The following is a 19451-nucleotide window of genomic DNA, read 5'->3' as shown; positions in this document are numbered from 1 at the left end:
ATGAAATCACCGCGCCGCGACGGCACCCAGCCGCGAAATCACCGCGCCGCGATGACACCCAGCCACAAGATCGCCGTCGCGACGACACCCGGGTAGGAGATCGCCGCGCGGCGACGCCATCACCGCGCGGCGACGACACCGAGCCAGAAGATCAGCGGGAGGCCGAAGGCGAGCCAGTAACGGCTGACGGCGATCCCCTGCTGGCGTGCCTTGCCGGTGGCGATGACCGCGGGGATCAGGCCGAAGATGCCGAAGAACAGCGTGACCACGGCGACCGGCCAGACCGCGGGCGGCCGCATCGGCATCGCCGGCGGGTAGCCGTGCGCGGCGGCCGAGGCCTGCTGCGCGCCGGTGTACATGGCGGCGCCGCCGGCCGCGGTGGCCACCGCCCCGCCGGCCATGGCCGCGGTGCCGGCCACGGCGGTGGCGCCACCGGCGACCATCGCGGTGGTGCCGGCCGCGGCGCCGAAGCCGGCGGTGGCCATTCCGGCCATGATCATCGGGATGCCGACGATCGCGCCGATGATGGTCAGGCTCAGGAGGGCACCGAAGAACATCATGAAGAGGCCGGAGATCACCGAGGTGCCGGCGACGGCGGCACCGGTGGCCGCGACCGCGGTGCCGCCGGCCATGGCCGCCCCGCCGCCGACCATCGCCGCGGCGCCGCCCGCCATCGCGACGCCGCCACCGACCATCGCCGCCTGCCCGGGAGCCGCCCCGTAACCGGGAGCCGCGCCATAACCGGGAGCCGCGCCATAACCCGGAGCCATCCCGTATGCCGGTGCCGGCATCGCATATCCCTGGGCCGGCATCGCGTACCCCTGCGGCGGCATCGCGTACCCCTGCGGCGGCATCGCGTACCCCGGGGCCGGCATCGCGGAGGCCGGGGCCGGCATCGCGGAGGCCGGAGCCGGAGCCGGCATCTCGACCGCCGGACCGTAGGCGGGCGCGGCCGCCCCCGAAGCCGGCGGCGGTCCGTAGGCCGGACCGGCGAAGGTCGGGTCGGCGCTGGGCGGCAGAAGGACGGGCTCGGTGCCGGGCATGCGGGGTCTCCCTGGGCGGCGGTGATCGACGCCCCCAGGATTCGGTAGCCCCCGGGCCTACTTGAGGATCCCCAAAACTTTCGGTCAAAAACCCACAACTTCCGGCCCGCGCTCGCGCGGCACCGACAGCGGCGATCTCCACGTCCGATCACGCGCAGAAATCGATTTGCTCTGATGAACATCTTGACATTCCAAATGAGCGATCCCTAGTTTGGGCGCCATCTTCCGGAAACATTCCGAAACTTTCGCTGCCGAGAGGTGGTTCTTCGATGACACCCCGCAGGACTCTCGCCGTAGTAGCCGCACTGACCCTGAGCACACTCGGCCTCGCCGCCTGCGGAGGCGGTGACGACTCCAGCGGTGGCAACGTCACGATGGAGCTCTGGGAGAACGCCACCACCGGCCCCGGCCGGGCGTTCTGGGAGAAGGCGGCCGCCGACTACCAGGCCGCCCACCCCACCGTCACAATCAAGATCCAGGCCGTGCAGAACGAGGACCTTGACGGCAAGCTGCAGACCGCCCTCAACTCGGGCGCCGCGCCGGACATCTTCCTGCAGCGCGGCGGCGGCAAGATGGCCGCGATGGTGGACGCCGGTCAGGTCAAGGACATCACCGCGGACATCTCGGCGGAGACGAAGCAGGCGGTCCCGGAGGCGGCGCTCAAGACCGGGCAGATCGACGGCAAGGCGTACGCCGTGCCGGTCGCGATCCTGCCCGGCGGCCTCTGGTACAGCAAGGACGTGTTCCAGAAGGCCGGGATCACCGCCCCGCCGGCCACGATGGACGAGTTCAACGCCGCGGTCACCAAGCTGAAGGCGAACGGCACCCCGGTCGCGCTCGGCGCCAAGGACGCCTGGCCGGCCGCGCACTGGTTCTACTTCTTCGCACTGCGCTCCTGCAGCAAGGCGACCCTGGACGCGACCGCCGAGAGTAAGACCTTCGACGATCCCTGCTGGACCAGAGCCGGTCAGGATCTGCAGGCGTTCGCCGCCACCCAGCCCTTCAACAACGGCTTCCTGACCACCTCGGCGCAGCAGGGCGCGGGCAGCTCGGCCGGGCTGATCGCCAACCACAAGGCCGGCATGGAGCTGATGGGCGCCTGGGACCCGGGCACCATCGCCTCCCTCACCAAGGATGCCAAGCCGCTGCCCGACCTGGGCTTCTTCCCGTTCCCGTCGGTGCCGGGCGGCCAGGGTGACCCGGCCGCGGTGATGGGCGGCACGGACGGCTACTCGTGCTCGGCCAAGGCACCCAGGGAGTGCAGCGACTTTCTCAACTACCTGCTCACCAAGGACGTGCAGGAGGCGTACTACCGGGGCTTCAACGCGCTGCCGGTGAACAGGGCGGCCCAGGGCGCGGTCACCGAGGACTACCTCAAGGCGGTGCTCGACACCTACAACAAGGCGCCGTACGTGTCGGTCTGGCTGGACACCCTGTACGGCCAGAACGTCGGCAACGCCCTCAACGTCAGCATCGTCAACCTGCTCGCCGGCAAGGGTGACGTCGCCGGGATCATCAAGGCCGTGAACGACGCGGCCAAGAAGGGCTGAGCCGCGTGCCCGCACGACGGGGAGCCGGATGGGCGCAGCGGCTGGAGATCGCTGCCCTGTCCGGCCCGGCGATCCTGGTGTTCCTCGCCTTCGTGATCTTCCCGGTGCTGATGGCCGGGTACTACGGGTTCTACCGCTGGAAGGGGTTCGGGGTTCCGACCGACTTCGTCGGACTGGACAACTACCGCACCATCCTGCAGGACAGCGCGTTCCACGACGTGCTGCTGCACAACGGCCTGATCGTGGTGCTGTCCCTGGTCCTGCAGGGCCCGATCGCGGTCGGGCTGGCCATGCTGCTGAACCGCCGGATGCGCGGCCGGTCGATCCTGCGCGTGCTGATCTTCGTGCCGTACGTGATCGCCGAGGTGATCGTCGGCACGGCGTGGGGCCTGCTGCTGCAGAGCGAGGGCGCGGTCAACGGCGTGCTGCGCTCGATCGGGCTGGGCGGGCTGGCCGCGGACTGGCTCTCCGACCCGAAGCTCGCCATCTGGACCCTGATGCTGGTCCTGACCTGGAAGTACGTCGGGTTCGCGGTGATCCTGTTCCTGGCCGGCATGCAGAACATCCCGGAGGAGCTCAGTGAGGCGGCCGCGGTGGACGGGGCGTCGTTCTGGCAGACCCAGCGGCGGATCACCCTGCCGCTGCTCGGCCCGACCGTCCGAATCTGGGCGTTCCTGTCGATTCTCGGTGCGCTGCAGTTGTTCGACCTGGTCTACATCATCTGGGGGCAGTACGTCGCGTCGACCGCCGGCACCTCGACCATGGTGACGTACATGGTCACCGAGGGGCGCAACGCCGCGAACTACGGCTACGGCAACGCGGTCGCGGTCGTGCTGTTCGCCATCTCCATGATCATCGCGCTCGTGTACCAGCGTTTCGTGCTGCGCCGCGACACCGAGGGCGCGCTCACCGGAGGGCGGTAGGCATGAAGAGCAGAACAGCCGGCAACCCGGCGGTCTACCTGATCGCCCTGCTGCTGGTCGGTCTGATGCTCGGCCCGGTCGTCTACATCGTCATCGGGGGCTTCCGGACCAACTCGCAGATCATCACCGACCCGGCCGGCCTGCCCCGGCCGTGGGTGTTCACCAACTACGCCGACGTGCTGGCGAGCAGCACGTTCTGGCGCCAGGTGGGCAACTCGGCGATCACCGCGGTGGCGACGACGATCGGGGTCGTCACGCTCGGGGTGATGGCCAGCTACGTGCTGGCCCGCTACCGGTTCCGCGGGCGGGGCGCGATGTACGCGCTGTTCGCGGCCGGCCTGATGTTCCCGGCCACGGTGGCGATCACGCCGCTCTACATCCTGGTGAAGAACCTGGGCCTGGTGAACACCCTGCCCGGGGTGATCCTGCCGCAGATCGCCTTCGGGCTGCCCACCACGATCATCATCCTGGTGCCGTTCCTGCAGGCGATCCCGAAGGAGATCGAGGAGGCGGCGGCGATCGACCGGTGCAGCCGGCTCGGCTTCTTCTGGCGGATGGTGCTCCCGCTGTCGGTGCCGGGCCTGATCACCACCGGCATCCTGGCATTCATCACCAGCTGGAACAGCTACCTGCTGCCGCTGTTCATCCTGAACGACCAGGACAGCTTCACGCTGCCGCTGGGCGTGCAGGCGTTCGCGTCGCAGTATTCGGTGGACACCGCGAAGGTGCTCGCGTTCACGTCGCTGTCGATGATCCCCGCGCTGGTCTTCTTCAGCCTCTTCGAACGCCGCATCGTCGGCGGCCTGACCGGAGCCGTCAAAGGATGAGCAGGTCTCCACAGAAAGGGCCGACGACATGACATCGCTGCACGTGGCGACCACCGGAGCCGACGACACCGACGGGTCGGCGCGGCGGCCGTTGCGGACCATCAACCGGGCCGCGGCGCCGGCCCGCCCCGGCGACACCGTGGTGGTGCACGCCGGCGAGTACCGGGAGTGGGTGACCCCGCGACGCGGCGGGCTCAGCGACAACCGCCGGATCACCTATCGGGCCGCCGAGAGCGAGCACGTCGTCATCAAGGGCTCCGAGCGGATCACCGGCTGGCAGCCGGACGGCGGCACGGTGTGGACGGTGGCCGTGCCGAACACGCTGTTCGGCGACTTCAACCCGTTCGTCGAGGAGGTTGCCGGCCGCGACGTGAAACAGGCCGGGTACGCCCGGCGCAACGTCTACGCCGCGGGTGCCCGGCCGTTCGCCGGCGAACGCGACCCGGTGATCCTGGAGTGGGGGACCGCCACGGTGGTGGTGGACGGCGAGGAGGTGCACCTGGCGACCGACTTCCCGGCCGGGATCGACGAGGCCGCGGCGGTCCCGGTGGGTGGGCGGGACCTGGAACGGGTCCGGTTCGCCGACGCCGAGTTCGAGGAGCGCGACGGCCGCCCCGCCATGCTCACGACCGACCTGACCGGCGTCATCAAAGATCCGGAGCGGCGGTACGCGGCGGGTCCGATCGTCGCTCTCACCGCGGGGCCGCGCCGGGTCCGGGTCTGGTGACGTCGGTCAGCGGGGCGGCGTGTCGGGGTCGTGCCGGGTGATGCCGCACGGTGTGCCCCTGCTCAACGCGTACCGGGCCTCGATCGTGTAGGTGCCGGCCGTCGGCGCGGACAGCTCGGTCCACTCCCCGCTGCGGGCCAGGCAGGCCCGCGGCACCGAGTCGTCGGCGGCCCCGTCGATCGCCAGCCACGGTGACCAGGCCACCCGGACCAGTGCGCTGCCGGCCTGGGGCATGTGCACGGTGAGCGCGGCCGGCCCGGCCGACACGACGGTGGCGGGCGCCGAGACCAGGGGATCGGCGCCCTCCACCCGGTAGACCCGCCAGTCGGCGTCCTGCCACACCAGCGGCAGCCAGGGCTGCCCGGCCGTGATGATCTGCGCCTCGGCGATGCCCGAGCTGTCCGGTTCCATCGCGGGCAGCACCACGTACGCCACGCTCCAGTTGGTCAGCCAGGCACGGTACGAATCCGGGGTCAGCGTGTCGTCGTAGAACAACGGGTTGCGTTCCACGTCGGCCTGCCGGTTCCAGCCGCGGGCCAGGGCGATGTAGGGCGCCACCACGGACGCCTCCCAGTGGGTGCGCAGCGGCACCACCTCGACCCGGCTGCGCTGGGCGTCCAGCCGGAGCAGCTCGGTGATCAGCGGGCGCGCGTCGGCCGCGGTCCGGTCGGTCACCCGGGAGGTGTGGATCACGTCACTGACCGGCTGCACCATGGTCCAGACGGCGAGCGCGGCCGCCGCCAGATAGGTCACCGTGGCGCGGCGGGTGCGGCGCGCCGGGGCCGCGCAGAACAGGATCAGCGCGCCGACCAGCAGCGCGAGCCGTTCGACGTTGCTGCCGATCGGGGTGGGCAGCGCCCAGCACAGGGCCACGCCGACGGCGTACACCCAGGCACCGGCCCGGACCGTGCGCCAGGCCGGCGGGGTGAGCACGCCGACCGCGACCGCGGCGGCGACCGTGGCCAGCGCGGCGTACCAGGGGAACGGCTGCACCCCGGAGAACGGGAACAGCAACGAGGTGGCCGCGATCACCACCGGCGGGCCGGCCGCCAGCAGGTAGGCCCGGCGCCGCCGGCCGACCAGGAACAGCGCCGCGGCCAGCACCTCGATGAACAGCCCGGCGACCGGGCTGCACAGGGTGGCCAGCGCGCCGAGGGCCGCGGCCAGCACCGGGCGGTCCGGGCGCGGCCCGCTGCGCGGCGGGGCGAGCAGGGCGGCCATCAGGGCGAACACCATGCCGAGCAGGTAGGTGACCCGGCCGGCGGCCAGGTTGGCCCAGACCGCGATCGCCAGCCACACCGACGGCAGCAGCGGGCGGCGCACGCCGAACCGGGTCAGGGCCAGGCCGCCCAGGGCGGCACCGGCCGTGCAGGCGAGCACCCCGGTGGTGCGGACGCCCAGCCAAGCCATCAGATACGGCGAGATCACGCTGTACGACGCCGGGTGCATCCCGCCGTACCAGGACATGTTGTACGCCGACCAGGGATGCTCGCGGACGAACGAGGTCCAGGCGTACTGGGCGGCCAGGTCGCCGGCGTCGTGTGCGAACCAGAGCGTCCAGACCAGCCCCAGCACACCGGCGAGCAGCCCGGCGAGTACCGCCGGCCGCCGCACGTGGTCGAGAAGTGTCATCGGATCCGTTCGGTCGTTCCCCCGCCGGTGACGCAAGTGCCGACCCGGACGGCGCGGACCGTAACACGAGACCCGGGTAAAACATCAACTCCTTGCGGATCGGACCGATGTACATCACGAGCAAGGGAGTGTCGGATGCGCGTCGCACTGGTCACGCTGTACGTCGCTGCGGGCCTGGTCGCCGCGGCGTACTCGGCGCTGTCCTGGCGCCGGCGGCACCGCTCGTCCCTGGCGATCTCGCTGGGGGTGATCCTGGCGAGCGCCGCGCTCTGGTCGCTGGCCCAGGCGGTGGCGGCCGTCGCCACGTCCCGGGCGGTGGGGCTCGCCGCCACCTATGCCATGTTCCCGGGCGTCGCGGCGCTGGTCGCCGCGTTCTTCTGGCACACCACCGTGTTCACCGGGGGCCCGCCGGAAGCGCTCAGAGGGCGGCTCCGGCTGCTGCTCGTGCACCCGGTGCTGCTGACCGCGGTGGTGGTGACCGACCCGTGGCACCACGCGTTCTTCCGGTCGATCAGCGATTATCCGGGCGGTGGGGTCGTTCCGCACCCGGGCCCGCTGTACTGGGCACATACCGCGTACTGCTACACGATCCTGGCGACCGGCGCCGCGCGTGCGATCGGGGCGATGCGCCGGGCGGTCCGCGGGCATCGGCGGGTCTTCGTCATCTTCCTGGGCGGCGCGCTCGCCCCGGCGGCCGGCAACCTGGTGAGCGTCGTGGCCGGGCTGGGCGAGCAGCAGGTCGATCTGACCCCGGTGCTGTTCCTGATCACCGCCTCGATGTGGTGGTGGGCCGAACGGGCCGGGGTGACCTCCCGGCGGACCCCGGTGGCGTACAAGCAGGTCATCGCCGCGTTGCAGGACGCGGTGATGGTGCTGGACCCGGACGGCCGGTTCCTGGACGTCAACCCGGCCGCGGCCGAGTTGCTCGCCGGGCTGAACCCCGCGGCCGCCGGCGCCGTGGTGGGCCGCCGCTGGCAGGAGATCACCGGGCCGCGGCTGGCGGCGACGTTCGACGGCGAAGGCCAGCAGACGGTCACCGCGGCCAGCGGCCGGGTGTACGACGTGCGGGTGGTTCGGATGGGTGAACCGGGCGGCGACTCACCGGGCACCGTGGTGGTGGTCCGCGACGTGACCGAGCTGGAACGGCTCCGGGCCGAACTCACCGACCAGGCCGTCCGGGACGGTCTGACCGGGGTGTTCAACCGGCGGCACCTGACCGCGGTGCTGGACGGCCGGATCCGCGAGGCGGTCGCCGGCGGCCATCCGCTGTCGGTCGTGATGATCGACGTCGACCACTTCAAGGCGGTCAACGACAACTACGGCCACGCGGCCGGCGACGAGGTGCTGACCCGGCTGGCCGGGGAGCTGTCCGCGGCGGTCGGCACGGCCGGCACGGTGGCCCGCTACGGCGGCGAGGAGTTCGCGGTCGTGCTGCCCGGAACCGGCGTCCGGGAGGCCGCCGAGCTGGCCGAGGGATGGCGGGAGCGGTGCACCCGGCTCACCGTGCCCACCGCGTGCGGCCCGCTGCGGATGACGTTCAGCGCCGGGGTGGCGCAGCTGACCCCGTCGACCCGGGCCGAGGAGTTGCTGCGCCGTGCCGACCGGGCGCTCTACGGGGCCAAGGAGGCCGGCCGCAACCGGGTGGTCTGGGACTCCCTGACCGCCGCCACCCCCTGACCGCCCCGGGTCAGCCCGTGAAGCCGCCGTCGACGGCCAGGGCCGCGCCGGTGGTCGCCGAGGCGGCCGCCGAGCACAGCCAGGCGACCGCGGCGGCCACCTCGGCCGGGGTGAGCAGCCGCCCCAGCCGTTGGTGCCGGGCGAAATCCTGGGCCCCGGCCAGGCCGTAGGCACGGGCCGTCCGGGTCAGCAGCTCGGTGCCGGTGCTCCCGGGCAGGACCGCGTTGGCGGTGATCCCGGACGGGCCCAGGTCCGCGGCGAGGGCGCGGATGTAGCCGAGCGCGGCGTGTTTGGCCGCCACGTACGAGGCGAGCAGCGGCAGCCCGCGCTCGGCCGCGGACGATACGACGGCGACGAACCGGCATCGGGACGGATCGGCGGCGCCCAGCATGCCGGGGATGGCGGCGCGGGCCAGGTTGGCCACCCCGTGCAGGTTGACCGCGAGGTCGCGGTCGAGGTCCGCGGGAGACTGCTCCCAGGCCGGGCCGTCGGCGGCGATCACCCCGGCCACCGCGACCGCCGCGACCGGGGTGCCGCCGGCCGCCGCCACCAGTTCCGCCACCTGCCCGGGGTCGCGCACGTCGCAGCGGCGGGCAGCCACCCGGGCGCCGGCGGCCCGGCAGTCCGCGGCCACCGCGGTCAGCTCGGTGAGGGTGGCCAACCGGTAGCCCAGGCCGGTCTCGGCGGCCGGACCGGGCGCGTCGCCGAGGACCAGGTCGTAGTCGGCGGCCAGGGCGCGGGCCACCGCCGCGCCGATGCCGCGGCCGGCTCCGGTGATCACCGCGACCGGCCGGACGGGCTCCAGGGAATCGACTCTCATCTCCACCGCTTCCATTTGGCACTCGATGCCATTATTGTGATCCGGGACGGGCGGAAAGACCAGACGGAGGGACCGATCAATGGGCAGGGACTGGTTCGAGAGCGTCGCAGTGGCGCAGCGCCGGGCGCAGCGGCGGCTTCCCCGGTCGGTCTACGGCGCGATCGTCGCCGGCTCCGAGCGCGGCGTGACCCTCGACGACAACCTGGCCGCCTTCGCCGAGCTGGGGCTCGCCCCGCACGTGGCCGGTCAGGCCGCGCAGCGGTCGCTGGCCACCACGGTGATGGGCCAGCCGGTCGCCCTGCCGGTGATCATCTCGCCGACCGGGGTGCAGGCCGTGCACCCGGACGGGGAGGTCGCGGTGGCCCGGGCCGCGGCGGCGCGCGGCACGGCGATGTCGCTCAGCTCGTTCGCCAGCAAGCCGCTGGGCGAGGTGGTCGCCGCCAACCCGCAGACCTTCTTCCAGATGTACTGGATGGGTTCCCGCGACGAGATGCTGCGGCGCATGGACGACGCCCGCCGGGCCGGCGCCAAGGGCCTGATCGTCACCCTGGACTGGTCGTTCTCGCACAGCCGGGACTGGGGCAGCCCCACCATCCCGGATCGGATGAATCTGTCCGCGATGCTGCGCCACGCCCCGGAGACGCTGCGCCGGCCCCGCTGGCTGCTGGCCTACCTGCGGCAGCGCCGGATCCCCGACCTGACCGTGCCGAACCTGGCCGACGACGGGGTGGCCCCGACCTTCTTCGGCGCCTACGGCCGCTGGATGCAGACCCCGCCGCCCAGCTGGGACGACGTGCGCTGGCTGCGCGCGCAGTGGGGCGGGCCGTTCCTGCTCAAGGGCGTGATCCGGGTCGACGACGCGCGCCGCGCCGCCGACTGCGGCGTGACCGCGATCTCGGTCTCCAACCACGGCGGCAACAACCTGGACAGCACCCCGGCGCCGATCCGTGCGCTGCCGGCCGTGGTCGAGGCGGTCGGCGACCGGGTCGAGGTGCTCCTCGACGGCGGCATCCGGCGGGGCAGCGACGTGGTCAAGGCGGTCGCGCTCGGCGCCCGGGCGGTGCTGATCGGCCGGGCCTACCTGTGGGGGCTGGCCGCCAACGGTCAGGCCGGTGTGGAGAACGTGCTGGACGTGCTGCGCAACGGCATCGACTCGGCGCTGCTCGGCCTGGGCCGCGCCGACATCCGCGACCTGCGGCCGGAGGACGTGGTCGTCCCGGCCGGCTTCACCCGGCGGCTCGGCGCCGGGGTGCCCGCCGCGTCCGCCGCGCCCGCGGCCTCCGCGGCGTTCGAGGTGATCGGCTGAGCCCGGGTCAGTCCCGCTCCCGGCACATCAGGCCGGCGTCGCACCACTCGTCCACCCGGATCTCCACCTCGGTGCGCATGTTGATCCGGTCGATGTCCCACAGGTCCGCCAGCATGTCGGCGGCGGCGGTGCACTGCCCGCGGTGCTGCCGCAGCGCGATCCACACCGCCGCGCTGACCCGGCCCCACTGCAGGCGCCGGCCGGTGTCGCCGACGAAGAGCTCCAGGTGCCCGTTCTCCAGAATCCGGGACGTGACGCCCGGCGCCGGTGTTGTTCGCACGTTGTCCCCGAACCTTCCGATGCGTCAGGAGCTGGCCGGCGGTCGATTCCGATCGCCGGCGTGCAGCGGCCCCATCGGGCCCGCCGCCAACGGATCAGGACCGCGCGGTCGGCACCGCGCGTCGCGGGGTCGTCGACGTACTCACCAAGCCGGTGTTCTGCGATGAGCCGGCCACCGGGAGGGCGGCCGGCTCGGGTGCCGGGCGGAGCGTGGGTCTCATGGGAGAAGCGTAACCCACATCTATACAAATGTCTTAAAAATCTGTTCAGTACGTCGGAAGTGGGGCGAGCGTGGTGCTCAGCAGGTCGAGCACCGCGGCCGCCTGGGGCACCAGATAGAAGTGTCCACCCGGGAAGACCCGCAGGTCGAAGTGGCCGGTGGTGTGCGCGGCCCAGTCCCGCGCCTCGGCCACCGTGGTCATCGCGTCGCTGTCGCCGGTCAGCACGGTCAGCGCCGACCGCAGCGCCGCGTCCGGCCGGTGCCGGTAGGTCTCCACCGCGCGATAGTCGCCGCGGATCACCGGCAGGAACATCCGCTGCAGCTCCGGGTCGGTCAGCAGCCGCGGGTCGGTGCCGTCCATCCGCTGCAGCTCGGCCAGGATGCCCTCGTCGTCACGCTGATGCACGGATTCGCCGCGGTAACACGACGGCGCCCGGCGCCCGGAGGCGAACACGTGCGTCAGGTCGTGCCGTCCGGCGTCCTCCAGGCGCAGCCCCACCTCGTACGCGAGCATCGCGCCCATGCTGTGCCCGAAGAACGCCAGCCGCCGGTCGGTCAGCGGGGCGAGCGCTTCGGCGATCCGGTCGGCGAGCACGTGCAGATCGGTGAGCTGTGCCTCGGACCGCCGGTCCTGGCGGCCCGGATACTGCACGGCCAGCACCTCCATCCGCGGGCTCAGCGCCTTGGAGACCGGGAAGTAGAAGCTCGCGGAGCCGCCGGCGTGCGGGAAGCAGACCAGCCGGACGTCACCGGCCGGCGCGGGGTGGAAACGGCGGAACCACAGCCCCGGATCGGGTGCTTGCTGGGTCACGGGGAGAACCTCTCGGTCGGTGCTGGTCAACAGATCTGCGCCACCGGGGTGGCGGCGGGCTCGAGGACGATGCGGTGCCCGGTCGGGTCCCGGACGACGCCCGCCTCGACCGGCGCGCCGGCGGCCACCGCCCGGGCCAGCACCGCGCCCGGATCGGCGCACGGCAGCACCAGCGGCGCGCCGCCCGCGACCGCGCCCGGGTTCTCGACCAGCTCCAGCCGGTACGGGCCCAGCGCCAGCTCGGCCACCAGCGGGTGACCGTCGAGCAGGCACTCGCGGCTGACCTCGGCGGCGCCGAACACCGTCACGTAGAACGCGATCGCCGCCGCGCCGTCGCGAACCTCCAGCCGATGGTCTGGCCGATCCATCGCGCACCTCCCTGTACGAGCCTGGAGGGACGCTAACCACCCCGGGATCCGGGCGGACACCCTTAGATGCGCCACCGGTGCCGGGGCGGACGCGGTAAGGGGCCGGGCAGGGGCCCGCCTAGGGGTTCACAGCACCGCCGGGACTCATATGTTCACCGTCGCGGTCGGCTGACCGCCCCGCCGACACCCGAGGACTTAGGCATGACAATACTGGCCCCGACCCTCGTCGGAACGGAGCGCTTCCGGGCTCTGGGCCCGCGTCACATCGATGAGATCGCGGATCGCTACGGTCTTCCCGCGGACCTCCGCGAGTCCGTCCGGCTGGTGTCGGCGGTGCTCCCGTTCCGGGTCAACGAGCACGTGCTGAACACGTTGATCGACTGGGACCGGATCCCCGACGACCCGATCTTCCAGTTGGTTTTCCCGCAGGCCGGGATGCTGTCCGCCGACGACGGCCGGCAGGTCGCCGCCGCGCTGTCCGATGGGGACCGGACGCGGCTGCAGACGGTGGTCCGGGACATCCGCGGCCGGCTGAACCCGCACCCGTCCGGCCAGATGGAGCACAACGTGCCGCGCGGCGCGGACGGCGAACCGCTGGCCGGCGTGCAGCACAAGTACCGCAGCACGGTGCTGTACTTCCCGGGGCAGGGACAGACCTGCCACTCGTACTGCACCTACTGCTTCCGGTGGGCGCAGTTCGTCGGCGACGCCGACCTGCGGTTCGCCGCGCAGAGCCCGCACCAGCTGGTCGAGTACCTGCACCGGCACCCGTCGGTCACCGACGTGCTGGTGACCGGCGGCGACCCGATGGTGATGTCCACCGAACGGCTGCGCAGCCACCTGGAGCCGCTGCTCGCGGTGCCGACCGTGCGCACCATCCGGATCGGCACCAAGTCGCTGGCGTACTGGCCGCACCGGTTCGGCAGCGACGGCGACGCCGAGGAGGTGCTGCGGCTGTTCGAGCAGATCGTCGCGACCGGCCGCAACATCGCGGTGATGGCGCACTTCAGCCATCCGCGGGAGCTGGAGCCGGAGCCGGCCCGCTGGGCGATGGAGCGGATCCGGGCCACCGGGGCGCTGATCTACTGCCAGGCGCCGCTGATCGCCCGGGTCAACGACTCGGCCGCGGTGTGGCGCGAGATGTGGCACCGGGAACTCGCGGCCGGCGCCGTGCCGTACTACATGTTCGTCGAGCGGGACACCGGCCCGCACGAGTACTTCAAGGTGCCGCTGGAGCGGGCCGCGAGCATCTTCCGGGAGGCCTACCAGGATCTGTCCGGCCTGGCCCGGACGGTGCGCGGACCGGTCATGTCGGCCACCCCGGGCAAGGTGATCGTGGACGGGGTGACACCGGCCGGCGATGGCGAAGCACTGCAGCTGCGTTTCCTGCAGGCCCGTGATCCGGCCCTGGTCGGCCGGCCGTTCCTGGCCCACCGGTCGCCGACCGCGGCCTGGCTCGACGAGCTGGTGCTGCACCCGTCGACCCCGGCCGACATCGCCGCCGCGGTCGGCTCGGCGGTGTCCCGATGACCCGCCACATCGCCCCCAACATGGCCCTGGACCAGCGGATCGCCGAGCGGCAGGCGGCCGGCGAACGGATCGTGCACCTCGGCTTCGGCGAGGCCCGGCTGCCGGTCTTCGCCCCGCTGGCCGAACGGCTGGCGGCCGGCGCGGCCCGCAACCGGTACGGCGCGGTGGTCGGCGACCTGCCGGTGCGCACCGCGCTGGCCGGCTACTTCACCCGCCGCGGGCTGCCCACCGAGCCCGGCCAGGTGATGACCGCGCCGGGCAGCAAGGCGCTGCTGATCGGGGTGCAGCTGGCCCTGCCCGGCGACATCGTGCTGCCCGCGCCGTGCTGGAACACCTATCTGCCGCAGGCGGTGCTGGCCGGCAAGACGCCGATCACGGTGCCGATCCCGGCCGGCTGCGGCGGCGTGCCGGATCCGGAGCTGCTGCCCGGGGCGCTGCGGGCGGCCCGCGCGGCCGGCCACCATCCGCGGATCATGCTGCTCACCCTGCCGGACAACCCGACCGGGACGGTCGCCGACCCGGAGACGATCCGCCGGCTGTGCGCGATCGCCGACCGCGAGGATCTCTGGATCCTCTCCGACGAGATCTACCGCGACATCCTGCACGGTCCCGAGGTGGCCTTCCGCAGCCCGGCCGAGCTGCTGCCCGAGCGCACCGTGGTGACCACCGGGCTGAGCAAGAACCTGGCGCTGGGCGGGTGGCGGATCGGCGGGGCCCGGTTCCCGGCCTCGCCGCAGGGCGAGCGGCTGCGGGCCGACGTGGCCGCGGTGGCCAGCGAGACCTGGTCGGCGCTGGCCCAGCCGATGCAGGAGGTGGCCGCGTACGCCTTCAGCGAGCCGCCGGAGATCCGCCGGCACCTGGCGGCCGGGGCCCGGCTGCACGCCGTCGTGGCCCGCGCGGTGTACGAGATCATGGTGGGGGCCGGCGCCACCTGCCGCCCGCCGGCCGGTGGCTTCTACGTCTATCCGGACTTCGAGCCGCTGCGCGGTCACCTGGCCGGGCACGGCATCACCGATGCGGCGTCGCTGGAGCACGAACTGCTGGAGACCGCCGGGGTCGCCGTGCTCGGCGGGCACCACCAGGGCGACGACCCGGCGGCGCTGCGGTTCCGGGCGGCCACCAGCCTGCTCTACGGCGACACCGACGCGGAGCGTGCGGCGGCGCTGGCGGCGGCGGATCCGGTGGCGCTGCCGCACATCCGGGACATCCTGGCCCGGCTCGAGGAAGGCCTGGCCAAACTGTGCCGATAGGAGACTCGCGGGTGACGTACGACGGTGCGGCGATCGTCTTTCCCGGGATGGGTCCGCTCCGCTACGCGGAGGCGGCCCGCTTCCTGATGTTCAACCCGGCCGCGCGGCGGCTGGTCGCGGTCGCCGACGAGACGCTCGGCTACCGGCTGCTGGATCGCTGGCGCGACACCGAGGGCGACTATTCGGCGTACGCGCAGGCCGCCTTCCTGGTCACCTGCCTGGCCCTGGCCGAGTGGGTGGCCGAGACCCACGACGTGACACCGTCGGTGATCGCCGGTGCCAGCTTCGGCGGCAAGGCGGCGGCCGCGTACGCCGGCGCGATCTCGGCACCGGACGCGATCCGGATGACCGCCGGGATCGCCCGGTGTGAAGAGGAGTACTTCCGCCGCGAGCACCGCGACGTGGTCACCGTGTCGTTCGCCCGCACCCCCCGGGAGCGGCTCGACGAGATCCTGGCCGACCTGACCGCCGACGGCGGGTGGCACGACTTCTCCTGCTACGTCGACGACGACCTGCACATGGTGTCGATGTCCGCGCAGCGGCTGGACTGGTTCCACGCCCGGGTCCGCCAGGCCGGCGGGCTGCCGCTCTACGTCACCGACCCGCCGATGCACTCGGCCGCGTTCGGTCCGCTGCGCGAGATCGTCGAGCGCGAGGTGTTCGCCGGGGTGCGGTTCGCCGACCCGGATCTGCCGGTGCTGGCCGACCAGGACGGCAGCCTGCGGCGCACCGCCGCGGGGGTCCGCGACATGCTGCTGGACGGCCTGGTCATGCCGGTGCGCTGGCCGCGGGTGGTGACCGCGCTGCGCGACGCCGGCGTCGGCCGGGTGTACGTGGCCGGCCCGGACAGCCTGTTCGGCCGGGTCCGCCGCACCACCGACAACTTCGCGGTGGTGACCGCCAACCCGCGGCTGGCGATGACGCCGCGCCGCCGCCCGCTGCCGGTCTGAGTTCTCGCGCCCACGGTCCCGGCCGGTTGCCCGACCGGGACCGCCGCGGTCAGACCGCGGTCGGGACGATGCCGGACAGCGCGCCCCAGAGGGTGCGCGGGGTGGCGAAGGTGTCCATGCTCAGCATCTCGTCGGTGAAGCGGACCTGGTAGCCCTTCTCCAGCGCCGAGAGCAATTCCACGGTGCCCAGCGAATCGAGTCCCAGATCACGCAGATCGGCGTCCGCTTCGAGCTGTTCGCCGCTCGGGAGAAATGGCAAACAATGGCGGACCATCTCCTCGAACTTCACATCCCACATAATGTCGTCTCCCTCGTTGAAGAATGCCCTTTTCAGGTCGACGAAAGAACACCGCCGGGCGGCGGGCAACCCCTGTCGCGCCCCTAAAGCCGAAAGAGGAAAGATGGACGACGTCGCGCTCTCGCTGCCCTCGAGATTCCTGCGGGGGCTGGCGCTGGGCCCCGGCCGCACCGCCCTGCGGATCGGCTCCCAGCGGGTCTCCTACGCCGAGCTGCACGAGCTCGCCTGCGACTGGGCCGGCGCCCTGCGGGCCGCGCCGGACGGGCCGCCGGCCGCGGTCGGGGTGCTGGCCGGCAAGACCTTCGAAGGTTATGCCGGGGTGCTCGCCGCGCTGTACGCCGGGGCCACCGTGGTGCCGCTGCACCCGGACTTCCCGATCGCCCGGACCCGGTACATGCTGCAGACCGCCGGTGTCTCGGCGGTGATCGCCGACCCGGCCGGCTGGGCCGCCCTGGACCGGCTGCACGCCGAGGGGCTGCGCCTGCCCGCGGTCGGTGACGGGCCGGCCGGCGACCGGCTCACCATCGGCGTCCGCGCCGCCGACGCACTCGCCGGGCCGGTCGCGGCCGACCCGGACGGCGCCGCCTACATGCTGTTCACCTCCGGCTCGACCGGCCGGCCCAAGGGCGTGCCGATCGGCCGGGGCGCCGTCGCGCACTACTTCGGCCTGCTGGACGCCCGCTACGACTTCGGCCCTGACGACGTCTTCTCGCAGACCTTCGACCTGAACTTCGACTGCGCGATGTTCGACCTGTTCGGCGCCTGGGGGGCCGGCGCCACGGTCTGCCCGGTGCCCGCGCAGGCGTATCGGGACCTGCCCGGCTTCGTCGCCGACCGGCGGATGACCGTGTGGTTCTCCACGCCCAGCGCGATCGGGCTGATCCGCCGGATGGGCGGCCTGGGCGCGGGTGCGCTGAGCGGACTCCGCTGGAGCCTGTTCGCCGGGGAGGCGTTGCGCGCCGCCGACGCGGTGGACTGGCAGGCCGCCGCGGACCGGTCCACGCTGGAGAACATCTACGGTCCGACCGAGCTGACCATCACGGTCACCGGGCACCGGTGGTCGCCGGCCACCTCCCCGCAGCGCTGCGTCAACGGGCTGGCCCCGATCGGCACCGTGCACCCCGGCCACGACCACGTGCTACTCGGTGCCGACGGCGCGGAGGTGCCGGCCGAGGGCGAGCTGTGCATCACCGGTCCGCAGATGACCACCGGCTACCTCGACCCGGCCGACGACGCGGGCCGCTTCCTGGACCGCGACGGGCGGCGCTGGTACCGCACCGGTGACCGGGTCCGCCGGCTCGCCGACGGGGAGCTGGTCTACCTCGGCCGGCTCGACTCGCAGGTGCAGGTCCAGGGCTGGCGGGTGGAGCTGGCCGAGCTGGAGCACGCGCTGCGCAGCTGCCCCGGGGTGGAGGACGCGGTGGCCGTCACCCGGCCCGCCGAGGAGGGGCTGGAGCTGGTTGTCTACTACACCGGCCAGGTGACCCCGCCGGCGCTGCTGGCCCGCCGGCTGCGCGACATCCTGCCGGCCGGGATGCTGCCCCGCGTCTACCGTCACCTGGGCGAGCTGCCGCTGAACTCCAACCGCAAGGTGGACCGGGGCCGGCTGGCGCGGGACGCCGCCGCGGTCGGCGGGTGAGCTGTCCGGCGGGCCGCGGCGCAGCGGCGCCGCGGCCCGCCGCGCCTCACTCCCGGCCGGCCAGCAGTGCGGCCTTGTCCACCTTGCCGTTCACCGTGACCGGCAGCTCGCCGAGCAGCCGCACCTCGGACGGGATCATGTAGTCCGGTAGCGTCTCCTTGCAGAACGCGCTGACCCGCGCCTCCGTCAGGCCGGCCTCGGCAGCGACGGCCAGGAACGCGCACAGCACCGGCTCGCCGTCCGGCCGCGGCGGCGCCAGCACCGTGGCCGCGCCCACCCCGGGCAGGTCCAGCAGCCGGCGTTCCACCTCGCCGAGCTCCACCCGGTTCCCACGGATCTTCACCTGGGAGTCGGCGCGGCAGCTGTAGTAGAACAGCCCGTCGCCGCCCCGGGTCGCCAGGTCGCCGGTGCGGTACACGAGCTGGCCGGAGCGCGGCTCCACCGGGTCCGGCACCAGCACCCGGCCGGTGGTGGCCGGGTCGTCCCAGTACCCGCTGAACAGCGCCGGGCTGCGCAGGTACAGCTCGCCGAGCACGCCCGCGCCGGACACCGGGCGGCCGTCCTCGCCGAGCAGCAACAGCTCGGCACCCGGGTGGGCGGGGCCGATCGGCACGCCGTCGCCGCTGTCCGGCACCGGGTCCGGCACGTCGGTGAACGAGCAGGCGATCGACTCGGTGCTGCCGTAGCAGTTGACGATCCGCAGCCCCGGCCGCAGCTTGCGCAGCTGCCGCAGCTCGGGCAGCGGGAACGGCTCACCGGAGTAGAGCACCCCGCGCAGCGCGGTCAGCGTGCCCAGCTGGTCGGGCTCGTGGCGCAGCACCGGCCGCCAGATCGACGGCACGCCGTTGACCTGGGTGGCGCCGGTGGCCGCCAGGAAGCTCAGGAACCGCCGGGGCCAGCGCAGGAACGGGCGCGGCACGGGCAGCACCGCGGCCCCGCTGCCCAGCGCCAGGCCGATGTCGAGCAGCGAGAAGTCGAACTGCAGCGGCGAGGTGGTGGCCACCCGGTCGTCCGGGCCGACGATCCGGTGCGCCAGCATGCCGCGGAAGAAGCTGAGCACCGCGCGGTGGCTCATCACCACGCCCTTGGGCCGGCCGGTGGTGCCCGAGGTGAACACGATGTACGCCGGATCGACCGGGGTGCAGGCGGTCCGCCCGGTCGGCGCGATCGCCGGCAGGTGCGTCACCTCCAGGCTGTCCGGCCCGAACCGGCCGGCGCCGAGCTCCGGCGGCAGCCCGGTGCGCTCTCCCTCGGTCGTCTGCAGGTGCAGCACCGCGCCGGCCGCCGCGGCCACCGAGAGGACCCGCGGAGTGGGCGTCTCCGGGCTCACCGGGATGTAGGTCAGGCCCCGCATCGAGCAGGCGATCAGCATGGCGATCGCCGGAGCCGAGGTGTCCGCGTCGACCACGACCCGGTGGCCGATGCCGAGCCCGAGCCCGGCCAGCGCGGCGGCGTACGCCTCGGCCCGCTCGCGCAGTTCGCCGTACGAGGTGGTCCGCGACTGCTCGATCACGGCGGGCGCGCCGGGCCGGGTCGCGGCATGCTGCAGAAGAAATTCATGCAGCATTTCCGGCGCATGTATTTCGACAATGGTCATGAAT

General features: G+C 73.0%; 18 protein-coding genes. 10 read left to right on the top strand and 8 right to left on the bottom strand.

What is annotated here, in order from left to right:
• Positions 1 to 119: 119 nt before the first annotated feature.
• Complete coding sequence (locus tag ACSP50_RS29990; RefSeq protein ID WP_014693052.1) at positions 120 to 1043, bottom strand: hypothetical protein; 924 nt, start codon at positions 1041 to 1043, stop codon at positions 120 to 122.
• A 269-nt stretch (positions 1044 to 1312) separates the two neighbouring features.
• On the opposite strand from ACSP50_RS29990, the gene ACSP50_RS29985 reads away from it, so the two are divergent.
• Genes ACSP50_RS29985 through ACSP50_RS44320 form a run of 4 tightly spaced genes read left to right on the top strand, consistent with a single transcriptional unit; the run spans position 1313 to position 5070 of the window.
• Positions 1313 to 2593: an ABC transporter substrate-binding protein gene (locus ACSP50_RS29985; RefSeq protein WP_014693051.1), complete on the top strand. Its 1281-nt coding sequence runs from the start codon at positions 1313 to 1315 to the stop codon at positions 2591 to 2593.
• A 5-nt stretch (positions 2594 to 2598) separates the two neighbouring features.
• Positions 2599 to 3516 carry a carbohydrate ABC transporter permease gene (locus ACSP50_RS29980; protein ID WP_014693050.1) on the top strand — a complete coding sequence of 306 codons (918 nt, stop codon included), beginning with the start codon at positions 2599 to 2601 and terminating at the stop codon, positions 3514 to 3516.
• A gap of 2 nt (positions 3517 to 3518) precedes the next feature.
• A complete protein-coding gene (locus ACSP50_RS29975) occupies positions 3519 to 4343 on the top strand; it encodes a carbohydrate ABC transporter permease (RefSeq protein ID WP_014693049.1) in 825 nt (274 codons plus the stop codon).
• Positions 4344 to 4371: 28 nt separating this feature from the next.
• Positions 4372 to 5070, top strand: a complete 699-nt coding sequence (locus ACSP50_RS44320; protein WP_014693048.1) for a DUF1565 domain-containing protein — start codon at positions 4372 to 4374, stop codon at positions 5068 to 5070.
• 6 nt (positions 5071 to 5076) lie between these two features.
• Here the strand turns inward: ACSP50_RS44320 and ACSP50_RS29965 are convergent, their stop codons facing one another.
• Positions 5077 to 6702 (bottom strand): membrane protein, encoded by a 1626-nt coding sequence (locus ACSP50_RS29965; protein ID WP_014693047.1) that lies wholly within the window; start codon positions 6700 to 6702, stop codon positions 5077 to 5079.
• Between the two features lie 135 nt (positions 6703 to 6837).
• On the opposite strand from ACSP50_RS29965, the gene ACSP50_RS29960 reads away from it, so the two are divergent.
• On the top strand, positions 6838 to 8379 hold the full coding sequence (locus ACSP50_RS29960) for a diguanylate cyclase (protein ID WP_014693046.1): 1542 nt from the start codon (positions 6838 to 6840) through the stop codon (positions 8377 to 8379).
• A gap of 10 nt (positions 8380 to 8389) precedes the next feature.
• Here the strand turns inward: ACSP50_RS29960 and ACSP50_RS29955 are convergent, their stop codons facing one another.
• Positions 8390 to 9199, bottom strand: coding sequence for a mycofactocin-coupled SDR family oxidoreductase (locus ACSP50_RS29955; RefSeq protein ID WP_043515758.1), 810 nt, complete (start codon positions 9197 to 9199; stop codon positions 8390 to 8392).
• A 79-nt stretch (positions 9200 to 9278) separates the two neighbouring features.
• Here ACSP50_RS29955 and mftD point away from each other — a divergent pair, with 79 nt between their 5' ends.
• Entirely contained in the window at positions 9279 to 10505 is a 1227-nt protein-coding gene (gene mftD / locus ACSP50_RS29950) for a pre-mycofactocin synthase MftD (protein ID WP_014693044.1), read from the top strand.
• A gap of 7 nt (positions 10506 to 10512) precedes the next feature.
• Here the strand turns inward: mftD and ACSP50_RS29945 are convergent, their stop codons facing one another.
• The 3 genes from ACSP50_RS29945 to ACSP50_RS29935 all read right to left on the bottom strand — a co-directional run bounded on the left by ACSP50_RS29945 (position 10513) and on the right by ACSP50_RS29935 (position 12183).
• Positions 10513 to 10785 carry a hypothetical protein gene (locus ACSP50_RS29945; protein WP_014693043.1) on the bottom strand — a complete coding sequence of 91 codons (273 nt, stop codon included), beginning with the start codon at positions 10783 to 10785 and terminating at the stop codon, positions 10513 to 10515.
• 265 nt (positions 10786 to 11050) lie between these two features.
• A complete protein-coding gene (locus ACSP50_RS29940) occupies positions 11051 to 11815 on the bottom strand; it encodes a thioesterase II family protein (protein WP_014693042.1) in 765 nt (254 codons plus the stop codon).
• 26 nt (positions 11816 to 11841) lie between these two features.
• Positions 11842 to 12183, bottom strand: coding sequence for a glyoxalase/bleomycin resistance/extradiol dioxygenase family protein (locus ACSP50_RS29935; protein ID WP_014693041.1), 342 nt, complete (start codon positions 12181 to 12183; stop codon positions 11842 to 11844).
• Positions 12184 to 12384: 201 nt separating this feature from the next.
• Between ACSP50_RS29935 and ACSP50_RS29930 the strand changes: the two genes are divergently transcribed.
• From ACSP50_RS29930 to ACSP50_RS29920, 3 genes are read left to right on the top strand one after another with little or no spacing between them, the layout of a single operon-like run.
• Positions 12385 to 13713, top strand: coding sequence for a KamA family radical SAM protein (locus tag ACSP50_RS29930; RefSeq protein ID WP_014693040.1), 1329 nt, complete (start codon positions 12385 to 12387; stop codon positions 13711 to 13713).
• The gene (locus ACSP50_RS29925) at positions 13710 to 14963 is read left to right on the top strand and encodes a pyridoxal phosphate-dependent aminotransferase (RefSeq protein WP_014693039.1); all 1254 of its coding nucleotides are present in this window, start codon (positions 13710 to 13712) and stop codon (positions 14961 to 14963) included. Before ACSP50_RS29930 ends, ACSP50_RS29925 begins: the two co-directional genes overlap by 4 nt.
• An 11-nt stretch (positions 14964 to 14974) precedes the next feature.
• Positions 14975 to 15913, top strand: coding sequence for an ACP malonyltransferase (locus tag ACSP50_RS29920; RefSeq protein WP_014693038.1), 939 nt, complete (start codon positions 14975 to 14977; stop codon positions 15911 to 15913).
• A 49-nt stretch (positions 15914 to 15962) separates the two neighbouring features.
• On the opposite strand, the gene ACSP50_RS29915 is transcribed toward ACSP50_RS29920, so the two are convergent.
• On the bottom strand, positions 15963 to 16211 hold the full coding sequence (locus tag ACSP50_RS29915; RefSeq protein WP_014693037.1) for a phosphopantetheine-binding protein: 249 nt from the start codon (positions 16209 to 16211) through the stop codon (positions 15963 to 15965).
• A gap of 103 nt (positions 16212 to 16314) precedes the next feature.
• Here ACSP50_RS29915 and ACSP50_RS29910 point away from each other — a divergent pair, with 103 nt between their 5' ends.
• Positions 16315 to 17850 (top strand): AMP-binding protein, encoded by a 1536-nt coding sequence (locus ACSP50_RS29910; protein ID WP_014693036.1) that lies wholly within the window; start codon positions 16315 to 16317, stop codon positions 17848 to 17850.
• A gap of 46 nt (positions 17851 to 17896) precedes the next feature.
• On the opposite strand, the gene ACSP50_RS29905 is transcribed toward ACSP50_RS29910, so the two are convergent.
• The gene (locus tag ACSP50_RS29905; RefSeq protein ID WP_043512436.1) at positions 17897 to 19447 is read right to left on the bottom strand and encodes an AMP-binding protein; all 1551 of its coding nucleotides are present in this window, start codon (positions 19445 to 19447) and stop codon (positions 17897 to 17899) included.
• Positions 19448 to 19451 lie beyond the last annotated feature (4 nt).

The sequence above is a fragment of the Actinoplanes sp. SE50/110 genome (assembly GCF_900119315.1).
Taxonomy (GTDB): Bacteria; Actinomycetota; Actinomycetes; order Mycobacteriales; family Micromonosporaceae; genus Actinoplanes.
The sequence above is the reverse complement of the archived record's forward strand: the minus strand, read 5'-3'. Positions and strand labels throughout refer to the sequence as shown.

Bases quoted from the DNA above. Each gene is read 5' to 3' on its own strand.
- ACSP50_RS29990 (WP_014693052.1), bottom strand. From the start codon at position 1,043: ATGCCCGGCACCGAGCCCGTCCTTCTGCCGCCCAGCGCCGACCCGACC.
- ACSP50_RS29985 (WP_014693051.1), top strand. From the start codon at position 1,313: ATGACACCCCGCAGGACTCTCGCCGTAGTAGCCGCACTGACCCTGAGC.
- ACSP50_RS29975 (WP_014693049.1), top strand. From the start codon at position 3,519: ATGAAGAGCAGAACAGCCGGCAACCCGGCGGTCTACCTGATCGCCCTG.
- ACSP50_RS44320 (WP_014693048.1), top strand. From the start codon at position 4,372: ATGACATCGCTGCACGTGGCGACCACCGGAGCCGACGACACCGACGGG.
- ACSP50_RS29965 (WP_014693047.1), bottom strand. From the start codon at position 6,702: ATGACACTTCTCGACCACGTGCGGCGGCCGGCGGTACTCGCCGGGCTG.
- ACSP50_RS29960 (WP_014693046.1), top strand. From the start codon at position 6,838: ATGCGCGTCGCACTGGTCACGCTGTACGTCGCTGCGGGCCTGGTCGCC.
- ACSP50_RS29955 (WP_043515758.1), bottom strand. From the start codon at position 9,199: ATGAGAGTCGATTCCCTGGAGCCCGTCCGGCCGGTCGCGGTGATCACC.
- mftD (WP_014693044.1), top strand. From the start codon at position 9,279: ATGGGCAGGGACTGGTTCGAGAGCGTCGCAGTGGCGCAGCGCCGGGCG.
- ACSP50_RS29935 (WP_014693041.1), bottom strand. From the start codon at position 12,183: ATGGATCGGCCAGACCATCGGCTGGAGGTTCGCGACGGCGCGGCGGCG.
- ACSP50_RS29930 (WP_014693040.1), top strand. From the start codon at position 12,385: ATGACAATACTGGCCCCGACCCTCGTCGGAACGGAGCGCTTCCGGGCT.
- ACSP50_RS29925 (WP_014693039.1), top strand. From the start codon at position 13,710: ATGACCCGCCACATCGCCCCCAACATGGCCCTGGACCAGCGGATCGCC.
- ACSP50_RS29915 (WP_014693037.1), bottom strand. From the start codon at position 16,211: ATGTGGGATGTGAAGTTCGAGGAGATGGTCCGCCATTGTTTGCCATTT.
- ACSP50_RS29910 (WP_014693036.1), top strand. From the start codon at position 16,315: ATGGACGACGTCGCGCTCTCGCTGCCCTCGAGATTCCTGCGGGGGCTG.
- ACSP50_RS29905 (WP_043512436.1), bottom strand. From the start codon at position 19,447: ATGACCATTGTCGAAATACATGCGCCGGAAATGCTGCATGAATTTCTT.